The sequence below is a fragment of the Chryseobacterium sp. JV558 genome, from assembly GCF_033712365.1.
Lineage (GTDB): Bacteria > Bacteroidota > Bacteroidia > Flavobacteriales > Weeksellaceae > Chryseobacterium.
Window position 1 is genome coordinate 36,860 of sequence record NZ_WJHU01000003.1, and the last position, 12,944, is coordinate 49,803.

At 36.1% G+C, this 12,944-nt stretch carries 8 protein-coding genes; 2 read left to right on the top strand and 6 right to left on the bottom strand.

Going from position 1 to position 12,944, the window contains the following annotated elements; genetic code table 11:
• Window positions 1–20 precede the first annotated feature (20 nt).
• Complete coding sequence (locus GFU89_RS11090; RefSeq protein WP_318847202.1) at window positions 21–1,802, bottom strand: carboxypeptidase-like regulatory domain-containing protein; 1,782 nt, start codon at window positions 1,800–1,802, stop codon at window positions 21–23.
• A 321-nt stretch (window positions 1,803–2,123) separates the two neighbouring features.
• Between GFU89_RS11090 and GFU89_RS11095 the strand changes: the two genes are divergently transcribed.
• Together GFU89_RS11095 and GFU89_RS11100 are read left to right on the top strand one after the other, a co-directional pair.
• Entirely contained in the window at window positions 2,124–4,385 is a 2,262-nt protein-coding gene (locus GFU89_RS11095) for an outer membrane beta-barrel family protein (protein ID WP_318847203.1), read from the top strand.
• Between the two features lie 45 nt (window positions 4,386–4,430).
• Complete coding sequence (locus GFU89_RS11100; protein ID WP_318847204.1) at window positions 4,431–6,698, top strand: TonB-dependent receptor domain-containing protein; 2,268 nt, start codon at window positions 4,431–4,433, stop codon at window positions 6,696–6,698.
• A 142-nt stretch (window positions 6,699–6,840) separates the two neighbouring features.
• Here the strand turns inward: GFU89_RS11100 and GFU89_RS11105 are convergent, their stop codons facing one another.
• Genes GFU89_RS11105 through GFU89_RS11125 form a run of 5 tightly spaced genes read right to left on the bottom strand, consistent with a single transcriptional unit; the run spans window position 6,841 to window position 12,944 of the window.
• Window positions 6,841–8,595: a discoidin domain-containing protein gene (locus GFU89_RS11105; RefSeq protein ID WP_318847205.1), complete on the bottom strand. Its 1,755-nt coding sequence runs from the start codon at window positions 8,593–8,595 to the stop codon at window positions 6,841–6,843.
• A gap of 27 nt (window positions 8,596–8,622) precedes the next feature.
• Window positions 8,623–9,648, bottom strand: coding sequence for a hypothetical protein (locus GFU89_RS11110; protein WP_318847206.1), 1,026 nt, complete (start codon window positions 9,646–9,648; stop codon window positions 8,623–8,625).
• A 9-nt stretch (window positions 9,649–9,657) separates the two neighbouring features.
• A complete protein-coding gene (locus GFU89_RS11115) occupies window positions 9,658–11,184 on the bottom strand; it encodes an FAD/NAD(P)-binding protein (protein ID WP_318847207.1) in 1,527 nt (508 codons plus the stop codon).
• Between the two features lie 37 nt (window positions 11,185–11,221).
• The gene (locus tag GFU89_RS11120; RefSeq protein ID WP_318847208.1) at window positions 11,222–12,736 is read right to left on the bottom strand and encodes a polyamine aminopropyltransferase; all 1,515 of its coding nucleotides are present in this window, start codon (window positions 12,734–12,736) and stop codon (window positions 11,222–11,224) included.
• Complete coding sequence (locus GFU89_RS11125; protein ID WP_077413617.1) at window positions 12,729–12,944, bottom strand: DUF350 domain-containing protein; 216 nt, start codon at window positions 12,942–12,944, stop codon at window positions 12,729–12,731. The genes GFU89_RS11120 and GFU89_RS11125 overlap by 8 nt, the downstream gene beginning before the upstream one ends.

Sequence of the window (12,944 nt, forward strand, 5' to 3'; positions counted from 1 at the left end):
CCTTTTTATTTTTACGATGATTACAAATCTCGTTTTACATGTCCTGTTGCGGTGAAGGTATGATTTCCTGAACTATTGGTAAAAGTTCCATTGACTTTAAAATCAATATAGTCTCCTACAGCTCCAAAAGAAGTTACATTTACAACGAGGTTTCCATTATTTGTTGTAATAGCACCTCCTGAAAATTCAAATCCATAATTTGAAGTAAAACTTGCAGCAACTCCCAACATATTATTCTGAGTCATAGAAAAAAATGGCCCTGCAGGATTCATTGAATTTATTCTCAATTGTTTAGACTGCATATTAGGTGATGCAGGTATAAGACCTGTCCATTGTGCATTGATCAATCCCAACACATAAACAACTGACTGATTATCAATTTTATAACTTATAAATTCATTTAAAGAATTACAAGCCATGATATTCCCTAGATTTATAGTATTAGAGGTTGCAGTGAAAGTAATTTCATTGGTTGTCTGAAAATTAGTGGTATCAAATCCTTCATAAGTAAACTGTGGATTTACTGTACATGAATAGGTGTTGAAGGTAAAACTTCCATTATTGTCTACCGGAACTGACATATACTGGAAATAGCTTGTAGCCCCTACTGGTTTTAGGACTACATAACCGTCACTCACATTAGCATTGGCGCAAGTTTTCAGGATTCCCTGGATGGTATAACTGGTAGATGTAGGTGGATTTACTGTAATATCTGCTATAGTTGTTGTCATTCCAACCGGAAAAGGTCCCACATTAGATGTATACATTACATTATTACAAATATCATACACTTTTAAAACAAGAACCTCACCTGCCGGAACAATTCCACTCACTATACCTGCGTTGTCTGTTATTCCAGAAGTTTCATAGGTTTGAGAGATTCTCCTTAAAGTTACTTTAATATTAGGTAAAACCTGCCCTGCCGCATTTTTTACGGTTACTTTCATTGTTGCCTGCTCAAACTGTGCATCATAATTCCACCAGGAAAAATGGCTTACGGTTCCTACATAGCTATTTCCAATCTTTGTGGCAGAACCTTCTTCTTTCCACATTCCCGTGTCTTCATTATATGACCATAGCGGTATTGTGGCTGGTGAACTGGAAGTTTGTGCAGCATCTACAGGAACAGTGATTTCTGCGGAATGACTGTTTGCAATCTGAAGGTTTTGTCCCGCACTTCCCGTCAACTGTACATGCAGCATTCCAAAAGTTTCCATTATTCTTGCATTACCTCCTGAATTGGTTGCCAAAAATGAACCTGGCATTAATTCATTAAGGTATTGGTTAGATGGTGCCAAGTGAAAAACTCCAACACTCACATTTCCTGAATAGGCATTCCCATTTGCATCTTTGAAACTTCCGTCAAATTTTACTTTTGTTCCGTTGGGTAATGAAACGGTAGATGTAGAACCAGCGGAGATTGTAGACGTCGTTGTTATAGGGATCATCATAATGTTCACCCTATTTATTCCGTTGGTAGGCACCAAAACACGTGATGCATTCACATAACCGGATTTTGTCACTTTAATATGGGCAAAATTTTCTTTTACTGAAGCATTTTTGAATGTGAAGAAACCTTTAAGATTGGTTGTAACCGTACTTGTTCCAATGGTAACCGTTGCTCCTGAAACGGGAAGTCCGTTCGTATCAAGAACTACACCCTGGAAGTTCTTTTGTGCAGTATTCCCAAAATTGTAATTGGATGGAGGATTTGTTGGATTGTCATCTGTTTCTGAGAAAGTTTCATTTTTACATGAAAACATTAACGCAAACAACAATAATAATAGGTAAAATTTTCTCATATGGCATTAATTTTTAGTTTTCACTAAATTAATAATAAAAAACATTCATTACCCTTTTTTCCTATTTCTTATCAAATATTTTTAAAAATTTTCATCAATTTCATTCTATCATGTAACAAAAATCAACTTTAAATTGTCTAATTAAGTAGCAAGTTATTTAAATTGAAAAATTGATGTGAAATTTTAGTCACTGAAAATCAATTGTTTAAATAATAATCAAAAACATTTTAAGTACTTTGCATTGCATGATACTAAATTTATTACATATCTTTGCAATGTAAAATAACAAACCATACAAGCTATTAATTAAAAAATAATATCATGAAAACTCAAATTCTTATTGCAGCACTATTTTTCGGTGGCCTTGTAACTGCCCAGCAGAAAAAAGACAGTTTGAAAGTAAATGCTATTGATGCAGTGAATATCAAGAAGCAGGTTTTCAAAAAACAAGGGGACAGATTGGTGTACGATGTAGCTTCTTCATCAATCGCTAAAGGAACCAACACCTTTAATCTCTTGAAACAAACTCCGATGATTTCCAGTATAGATGGAAAGACACTGAAGATTTTGGGAAAAAATGATGCGGTGATCTACATCAACAATAAGAAAACGAATATGGATTCTGAGGCATTGATTGAAATGCTGAAATCCACACCATCAGAGGATATCCAGAAAATTGAAGTCATTACAGTTCCGGGAAGTGAATTCCAGGTTGAATCTAAAGAAGGCGTAATTAATATTGTAATGAAAAAAAGCAAGAACAACGGTTACAACGGAACGTTGAAAATGCAGAATGAGCAAGGATATTACAACAACCCTAATGCAGGAGCTTCTTTTAACTTCAGACAAGGTAAGTGGTCTGGTAATTCAAACTTCAGAACGGGAAGCTGGACAGACAGACAAAGATATACACTCTCTAACGGAGATTCTACTTTCAAAAATGAATCATTCGGGTTTAATGATGATCCTAACAAAAATTTTGGTGGAGGCTTCAATGTTGATTATGAGATCAATAAAAAGCACAGTCTTGGTTTCTCCTACAACATGAGATATAATAAAAGTTTCAATTCTGTTCTGGATATTACCAACTGGCAAAATGGGGTTTTAAATAACAGAACAGTCAATAATGAAGATGCACAAACCAGAAATCATTCATTCAATTTAAATTATGAGATGAAAACCGATTCTCTGGGAAGCAAACTTACAGCAAACGCTTCTTATCTATGGTTCAACAGAGATAAAGTAAGTTTTAATGAAAGTTTTCCTTTAACTAATGATACCATCAACAAATATTCAGCACTTCATCAATCAGTACCTCAAATTATTAACAACTATGCGGCAAATATCGACTATCTGAAAAAAACAGCTAAGGGAGCAACATGGTTAATGGGAATCAGCTACAATCATACGAACACGGATAATGATACCAAACAAGACAAACTAATAGGTGGTGATTTTGTGATAGATCCTAAACAAACCAATCACTTTATTTATAAAGAAAATATACTTGGAATTTATCTGAACTATGAGCGTAAACTGACTGAGAAAATATCAGGAAAAATAGGAGCCCGATATGAAATGACCAGAAGTACCGGAGAAATTCTGGAAAAAACAGGGTTTGAAAGAAATTACAACAATCTTTTACCTTATCTGAATTTAAATTATGCCATCAATTCTGATCACAATCTGAGCTATACTTTCTCCAGCAGAATCCGAAGACCAAGATTCTGGGAACTCAACCCGTCCAGAACGTACTTCACTCCTACGAATTATACACAGAACAATCCGTTTGTTCTTGCTTCAAAATTTTATAATCAGGAGCTGAACTATATGTACAAAAATGCATTCTACGCCAATCTTAGCTTTAATATGGTGGAAGATGCATCTGCTTCTGACATGCTTCCGTTACAGGGAACTTTAACAACTCCAGAAAGGGATAAAAATGGAAATATAGTCTATGGTCCAGGCGGAAATATGATCATGCGAACAACTAGATTCCTAAGATATATAAGAACCAATTACGGTAAAAACAGAGAGCTCGCTCTTACGCTGGGAATGAACAAATCATGGTTCAAAGACATATGGACAACCAACTATTCTGTCAACTTGGGTTATGTTACCTACAAAGGCGGAGTATGGGAAGATCCAACTTCTCAGCTAGGTCAGTACGAATCCGAGTCACTTGATCCTTATATCATTGATGTAAAAAACTACAATATGTCTGCAACCATCAATAACACTATCAGACTTTCATCTAAAAAGGACTGGTTCTTAGGAGTTAATTACTTCTTTGCAAGCCAGACCGCTATGGAAGGAGGTATGATAGGAGCAAGACAAAGCTTTGATCTCAGTCTTAAAAAAATTGCAGGTGACTGGACCATTGTAGCGGAAGTAAGCGATTTATTTAACCAAAGCTTCTACAGCGTGAGAGGAGTACAGCCCAACGGAAAATATAATAATATTACCAACTTCAACTATCCAAGACTAATGAGCATCGGAGTTACTTACAACTTCGGGAATCAGAAACTGAAAAAGGCAAGGGAAATGAAATCAGCCAATGATGCTGTAAAATCAAGAACCTAATCTATAAAAACTTATATCACCCAACCACTCTCAAATAAAAACAACATGAAACGTATAATTTTGTCAATGGCCATCGTATTCGGTACTTGTGCATTTGCCCAGGAGAAGAAATCTGATACAGCAAAAACAAAAAATATAGAAGGAGTTACTATTACAAAACAGGTTTTCAAAAAACAAAGTGACCGTTTTGTATATGATGTAGCAGCATCTCCTGTAGCTAAAGGAAATACGACTTTTGATCTTCTGAAGCAAACTCCTCTATTATCTTCTACAGATGATAAAACATTGAAGATTGCCGGGAAAAATAATGCCCTGATCTATATCAACGGAAGAAAAAGCAATATGGATTCTGAGTCCCTGGCACAGTTCCTGAAAAATACTCCGGCAGAAAATATCCAGAAAATTGAAGTGATTACGGTTCCGGGAAGTGAATTCCAGGTTGAATCATCAGATGGGATCATCAATATCGTTTTAAAGAAAAAAATGAGTGACGGTCTCAACGGAAATATGAGAATGTCCAACACCACAAGTAAATACAACGGAAGCCAGGCGAGCTTCTCTGCCAACTACCGAAAAGGTAAACTGGGAGTGAGCGCCAATCTTAGCGGTGGTGAAAATATAGAGGCACAAACGTACACATTAAGAAACGGAACTGCCAAAACATCTAACGAATCCACAGGAGATATTAATGATCCGAATAAAAACATCGGAGGTTATCTGAATATTGATTATCAGCTGAATGACAAAAGCAATCTGGCTCTATCATGGAATACCTGGGCCAATAAAAGTTATAATTCAACCGTAGACTTATTTAATACCATAAAAAAAGAAAGCGCAGAAAAACCGGAATATACCTGGTCCAAAAACAAAGAAGATGCAAGATCTTATAATAATTCTGTGAATTTAAATTATGAATTAAAAACGGACTCATTAGGCAGCAAACTGAATGTAAATGCAGCTTATCTTAACTACAGAAGATTTCAGTATACAGATAACAAAACCTTCGCTTCAGATATTGACAGAGTTGTAGGATCAAGAACAAGACAAGTCATTCAGGACCTTCCCCAGATCATTAATAACTTCTCCGGAATGGTAGATTATAATCAAAAGTTTAAAAATGATCTGACTGTTTCTGTAGGAGGAAATTATAACAAAACCAAAACAGACAACGATTCTAAAAACATAACATATTCTTTTAATCCCATAGAAGCTCCGGATTCAAGACCCAACCATTTTATCTATGATGAAAACATCTATGGTATGTATGTGACGGTGGAGAAGAAGATCTCGGATAAAATTTCCGGAAAAGTAGGCGCAAGATATGAGATCACCAACAGTCTTGGAACTTCTGACAATGCTCCTACAGACGAGCTTAAAAGAATTGAAAGAAATTACAGCAATATCCTTCCTTATCTGAGTTTCAACTACGCAATCAATGATAAAAACAATATTTCTTATTCCTTTTCAAGCAGGATGAGAAGACCGAGCTTCTGGGAAATCAATCCGGTAAGAAACATTCTTACAGATGATAATTATACTCAAAATAATCCATTTGTCAAGGCTTCATCCACTTACAATCAGGAGCTGACTTATATGTACAAAAACTCATACTTCCTGATTTTAAATCATTCTTATATTCAGGATGCTATCACACAGGTTCCACTGCAGGGATATCCGGTATCACCTGAAGGTAAAATAGGAGAAAATCCTGTTCTTAGATATATAAGAACCAATTTCGGAAATAAGCAGGAAATGTCTGCCATGGTAGGTATTCAAAAGTCTTTCTTCAAGCAATACTGGACAACCAATTTCAATATCGGAGTTCAACATAACATCAATAATGGAAGTCTTGATACCGATCCTACTACAGGAGACCGTTTTAAAGATGACAAAGGACCAAACGGAAATTTTATTACCTATACCAACAATATCAGCTCTACCAGTCTTCTGATCCAGACTAACAACACCATCCGTCTTGATAAAAAGAAAACATGGTTCTTCGGACTTAATTACTTCTTTGTAGATAAGCAGCAGATTGAGCTCGGTTCATTGAAAAACTTAATGAGCTTAGACCTCAGCATCAAGAAAGTGTGGAACGACTGGACTTTTGCAGCAAATGTGAATGACATCCTTAATACCAACATCGTTAAAATTGAGGACTTCCAGGAGAACGGCAATTACAATTACATCCACCAAAATCGTTACAACAGAAACGTAATGATAAGCCTTACCTATAATTTCGGAAACCAGAAAGTGAAAAAAGTAAGAGACATCGAAAGTGCATCAGATGCTATCAAAAGCAGAACAAGATAAAAGATTATCATTCTTCATATTCAATTAATTATTCTTACAGTATCCGCTGATTCTTTTCAGCGGATTTTTTATTATAAATTTCGCAAAAAATAACACGTTCTGATATTTCAAAACGTGTTATTCTTTTATATTTAAATTATATCTATTCAGATTTTGCAACAGCTGTCCTTTCAGAAACGCCATTGGCATTGAAAGCCTCAATCTGGAAATAGTAAGCATCTGTTCTGTCTGCTCCTGTAAAGAAATATTCATTCTTTCCGTATACCATAATGCTTCCGTACAATTTATCCGGAGACTTTCCAAAATAGATTACATATCCGTCTGCTTCAGGATTCTGCTGCCATTTCATCCAGATACTTCTTCTTTCACCGTACTTCTTAGGATCAGCTCTTAAAGGTACAAAACCTTCCACTTTGGCAGGCTGTTTTCCAGCTCCTTTTCCAAATACCCTGAAACCGCTCAGTGCAAATTTTCCTGTAGGCATTTTCAGGTTTTCCATTTTCAGGAAACGGGCTTTTGCAGGCTGCTCCAGTTCTACATAATCATGAGGAACGTCTTTCGTATTTTTGCTTTTATCCACAATTACATTCCATTTTTTCCCGTCATTGGATCCATAGATTTTGTATTGATGCATTTTCCCAAAGGTTTTCCCCATAAACTCAGCATCCTGATCAGCGTAATTGATCTGAATAGCATTAATGGTAGAAACCTCCCCAAGATCTGTCTGGAACCATTCACCGGAATTTCCTGTTTTAGCACTCCAATACGTTTTGATATCTTCATCTACAGCATAATTCGGTTGATATCCACCTAAAGTAGATGAAACCTGAACTGGTTTGTTATAATTCAGCAGCATCCATCCGGCAAAAAGACCTTTTGTAAAATCTTTTCCCTGCGCATATTGCGGAAGGTAGGTAGGATAATCCCCATAAGCCGTATTACAGTACATCACATCATCTTTATCAAAACCTGCAGGCCAGATTCCCAGCCTTCTTTCAAAATTATTTTTAGTAGAAATAAAGATGGTTGAAATGTGCCACCAGTTTTTGTAATTGTCTTCAAAAGTAGCTCCGTGGCCTGCTCCTCTGGCAAAACCTCCCGGTTTATAGGAAAACGGATTATGCTGTTGGTATTCGAAGCCTTCCAAAGGATTTTTGCTGACGTAGACTCCATCAGAATATCCACTGAATTCTGTTGCCGGAGCACCATACTGCATATAATATTTTCCGTTATGCTTCGTCATCCACGCCCCTTCTACAAAAGGCTGAAGAAAAACATTATCATTGTATTCCCCGAAACGTTCCCAGCCGTGGTCTTCTGGTTTCAATTTAATAATTGGCTTTACGAAACCTTCGGACTGAAGATTTTTCACTTTCACTTCTGTTCCCAGCAATGGCCATTCGTTACTTGAGCCCCAGTACAGATACAGTTTGTTTTTATCTTCATCATAATGGAATGCCGGATCCCACGCTCCTACTTTCAAAGTATCTACTGCAATTTTCCAGTCATCTTTGGTAGGATTTGTACTTTTCCAGATCGGGAAATCCTGCTCCCAGGTAGAACCATAAACATACAAAGTATCTTTCATAGCCCAAACTGCCGGAGCATTAAGGTCATGGGTATATTTATTGTCTCTTAGAAATTTCCTTTTTACAAATTTCCAGTCCAGCATATCATCACTGTACCAGTATCCTTCCTGATTGGTAGAAAAAAGAAACAGTTTATTCTTAAAATTAACAATCACCGGATCTGCCGTAGCACGGTGTTTTCCCTGTTTTGAAAAAACTTCAAAAGGCGTATAACCATAATCAATATTGATGGGATTACAGAAAGTCTTCTGCTGTGCTCCTGCAATGATTCCGAGAAAAACTGCTAATAACAGAAAGTATTGTCTCATTTTTAGATTTTAAAGATTACCGCAAAGTTAGCTAACTTTTTTTGGTTTTCTCCAAATAAAGCCATCCAGCAGATAATGAGTAAGCTGAGGAACAACTAATAATGGAACAAGAAATTGAAACCATTTTTCTGAGAGCATCACATTCAGGGAAAAATGCTCGTTCCAAACTAGCGTTTCCCACAAAAATTCTTCTACAAAGGCAAATCCTAAAAGAATGCCTACAAATAAAAAGATTCCGGAAAAAGATTTAAAAATCTGCATTCTGTTAAGCTGATTGTTTTCCTTTTGATGTATTTCCCGGATATAGATCAATGCGATATAAGGAATCCCATGGGAAACCACATTCAGAAAAGTAAAAAGAAGATCATTGTTGAAGTACACGATTCCAAAATACCAGGAAAGGAAAGTTCCTGTGATCAGTGTTGTTTTGGGGATATTAATATTTTTTGTTTTAAAAGCTTCAATTATAGTTTTAATGATCCAAATAATCAGAATTGCAAAATAGATTACGGTAATCAAAGGGACGTAATCCGGAAGATTTTTAAGCCAGTCAAACTCATTATTGACAAACCAGGTAAAGGCTCGTGGTGTACTGAACCAGTATAGCATGGGATAGATCGTTGCGGAATAAACAGCTACCTCATCTATTTTCTTGCTCCAGTTATTCGGTTCAAAACGAGCATAGATTCTCATAAACCCGTATTGTTGTCGTATAAAATGAAAAACTGCAACCAATGCCAATACCGACCAGAATGTCAGACTTCCAAATTGAAACAGAATAATCCCCAAAATCCAGCTTACAACAGGAATACCAAGGTACAGCAATTTATTTTTCTGTACTTCTCCTTTTACAAAATAGGTTTTGAACAAGGTAGAATACACGTGAGCTACATCTACAAAAACAATCAGGAAAAGCCATGTATAAAAGGAATAATGATTTTCCAGTCCCTGAATCTGTTTCTGAAAGAGAAAAATAATGAGCAATACCAGAAAAGGTGGTGATAAAATAAACCACCAGTCTGTTTTTGCATTATGTATCCAAGGTTGTTTCATATAGCCATCTTATATCATTTTTTCTGCAGTCCGGATTCCCTGATAAAAAGCTTCTTCAAAAATAGAGATTCCTGAAAGATCAGAATGGGCAAAGAAAATTTTATCTTCAATAGGTTCTTTCGCTATTTTGGTTTTTTCTCCAAAAATCTGATCAGGAACCGGAGCAATCATGGCATGCCCGATTTTATGAAACTGCATTTCAAGAATAAAATCCTCTATCAAAGGGTGTGCTTCCTTCAGATCATCCAAAACTAAAGTTTTCAGTTTTGCATCTTTCATCGCATACAGCTTTTTCCTTGCTTTTCTACAGTCTCCGGTTGAAAAACTCTTATAATGGGTAATCACTTTTTCACCCATAATCTGGTTCAGATTCTGATGCTGATCAAAGATATAACCTAATCCTGAAGATCCATAAATCACATTATCCCAGGCCAGCTCTTCATCTCCTCCGAATTCATTCTTCAGGGTAATGGTTGTTAAAAGCCAGGGAACATAATTAAATGATGATGCTCTTTTTTGATTAAAAATCCTTTCGTTTACAAACTGCGGTGATGCAAACAGTACTTTATCAGCAATGATTTTTTTTGTTTTTTTCTCGGTATTATCAAAACTCAATACCTCAACTTTATCATTTATTTTCACATCAAAAACCAGATTCCCGGACATATGTTTTCCTTCTGTATATTTTGAGAAATGTTTTGCGAGTCTGGCATTACCTTCCGGCCATGTGAAGACCTGATCTTTATATTTTGTACTCCAATTGTTCTTTCTTCCTGCAAAATAATGAATTCCTGCCCATGCAGAAACGTAATCTATTCCTAATCCGAAATCGTCTCTGCAGGAATAATCCAGCAACCAAAGGAGTTCTTCGGAGTGATACTTATTTTCTTTGAGCCAGTCTTTAAAAATGATTTTTTCGAGTTTCAAAACCTCATCACCTTTGCTGGAATCATGCACAGGAATAGCAAACCAATATTTTCCCTCTGCATCTTTCTTTACACGAAATTCATCCATCAACTTAAAAAAACGGTTAAGTTCTTGCTGGGTTTCTGCTAAAATTCCTCTCTGCGGAACAATATCGTTCTGCCATGAGTTTTTATAGAACAGTCTTTCCTGTTGTGGAAAAGTCATTTGATACTCATCAAGAATGGGTTCTCCATTACCTTCCGTTCCTAAACAGATTCCACATTCTTTCAGAAAATCTATGATTTCTATATTCTCTTTGTTCGGCAACGGTAAATAATGGGCTCCTAAAGGGAATTTTGAAAATACATTCTGTCCGTTGGAAGAGTTTCCTCCAAGATGGTTTTCCATTTCAACGAGAAAATAGTCCTGTTCATGATGCTGACTGAAGAACCTGCACGCTGAAAGTCCGGAAATACCACCACCCACAATAAGATATCGGGTGTGGATAACTTCTGAAAATTGTGGAAAATCTTTTGCCCACAGCCGATGCCCGAGAACATGATTAGTTCCGGTGATCTTCAAAAGCAACGATTTTACTTTCTTTCCGCAATACTGCAAAAAGGGAAGCATAAGACTACCTAAAAATATAGTTTTAAGAAAATGCTTTCTACTGTACTTTTCCCCACTCTTCATCGAAATAACGAACTAGTATCTGGTTATCCAGACGGTTAACTTCTACTTCTTTCACCTTCATATCTTTATTGAAATAAGACATTTGTGAAAAGTTATAATCATAATATTTCAAACCGGGAAGTTTTCTGTAAATCCTGTTGTTGATGGGTTCATATGAAGCCATAGAAAATCCCCATTCTCCAAAAGACGGCACATAGGTATGGTATGCTGCTGTGAAGGGAATAATCTGATTGATCGTTTTTTCTATACACCAGAAAGATTTGGGCGCGAAATAGGGAGATGTGGTCTGCACCACAATTTTGGTATCAAGGGTAGTAAGTCTTTCCAATTCTTTATAAAACTGCAGGGAATAGAGTTTTCCTAAGCTGTAATTGGATGGATCCGGAAAATCTATGATGATGACATCAAACTTTTTTTTGTTCTCTTTTACCCAAATATAGGCGTCTTTATTGACGACTTCTACTTTCGGATTGGAAAAAGAATTTTGGTTCAGCCTGCGCATGGTTTCATTAGTCTTAAAAAACTGTGTCATTTCCCCGTCAAGATCTACAAGCGTTATTTTTTTAACGTCTTTGTATTTTAATACTTCTCTGGCAGCAAAACCGTCACCTCCTCCCAGAATCAGAACGTTATCAATATTTTTTGCCATAGACATTGCGGGATGTACTAAAGCTTCATGATAACGGTATTCGTCAGTAGATGAAAACTGTAAGTTATTATTCAGATATAAGCGGAATTCGTGGGTATTTCTGGTGAGAACAATTCTTTGGTAAGGAGAACTTTTGGTATAGACTACATTTTCACCATATAGTTTTTCCTCAGAATAAGACAAAATAGTATCAGAAAAAATAAAAAGTCCTACTAATACAATAAATGCTGCAATAGATTTTACTTTTAATGAAAATGGTTTTGACAATTCTCTTTTAAGGTAATAGCATAAGAATATAGCGATCGAAATATTAATGAGACCGAAAAACAAAGGCGTTTTTACAATTCCCAGTTTCGGAATCAAAACCAGTGGAAATAGAATAGATGCCAGCAAAGCCCCGATATAATCGAATGCAAAGACATTTGAAACTAAATCTTTAAACTGTACTCTATCTTTCAGAATGTTCATTAAAAGTGGAATTTCCACTCCAACGAGGCATCCTGTAAAAAAGACAAAAAGGTAGAGAACACTTTCAAAATGTGCCAGTGTATTAAACAAAGTAAAGAGCACAACAGAGCTGATTCCGCCTACGATTCCCACCAGGACCTCAATCTCAATAAATTTATCGATCAGATTTCCTTTGATGAATTTCGCAAAATAGGAACCTACTCCCATTGAAAATAAATAAACCCCGATAATGAAAGAAAACTGCTTTACAGAGTCTCCTAAAAGATAGCTCGCCAAGGCTCCGGCCACCAATTCATAAATCAATCCACATGTAGCAATGACGAATACTGAAAACAATAAAAGCAGCTCAAGAGGAATCCTCTTCTTATCCATGAATTGCGGCACTTATAATCATTGAAATTCCGATGATAAATGCTCCGAAGACAATAGCCAGCGCTATATTTTTGTTCTGAGCGATCTCATGCCATGTTTTTTCTGGAGTAAGCTTTTCAATGATGAAATAGCATACTAAAAGAATCGCGATTCCTAAAAATGAGTAAAGAACCGAATTGAATATTGGTAATAGATTGATGTTGTCCAT

What these genes read in the sequence shown, in the direction of transcription:
- GFU89_RS11090 (WP_318847202.1), bottom strand. Translation starts at nt 1,802, where the DNA reads ATGAGAAAATTTTACCTATTATTATTGTTGTTTGCGTTAATGTTTTCA.
- GFU89_RS11095 (WP_318847203.1), top strand. Translation starts at nt 2,124, where the DNA reads ATGAAAACTCAAATTCTTATTGCAGCACTATTTTTCGGTGGCCTTGTA.
- GFU89_RS11100 (WP_318847204.1), top strand. Translation starts at nt 4,431, where the DNA reads ATGAAACGTATAATTTTGTCAATGGCCATCGTATTCGGTACTTGTGCA.
- GFU89_RS11105 (WP_318847205.1), bottom strand. Translation starts at nt 8,595, where the DNA reads ATGAGACAATACTTTCTGTTATTAGCAGTTTTTCTCGGAATCATTGCA.
- GFU89_RS11110 (WP_318847206.1), bottom strand. Translation starts at nt 9,648, where the DNA reads ATGAAACAACCTTGGATACATAATGCAAAAACAGACTGGTGGTTTATT.
- GFU89_RS11115 (WP_318847207.1), bottom strand. Translation starts at nt 11,184, where the DNA reads ATGCTTCCCTTTTTGCAGTATTGCGGAAAGAAAGTAAAATCGTTGCTT.
- GFU89_RS11120 (WP_318847208.1), bottom strand. Translation starts at nt 12,736, where the DNA reads ATGGATAAGAAGAGGATTCCTCTTGAGCTGCTTTTATTGTTTTCAGTA.
- GFU89_RS11125 (WP_077413617.1), bottom strand. Translation starts at nt 12,944, where the DNA reads ATGGACAACATCAATCTATTACCAATATTCAATTCGGTTCTTTACTCA.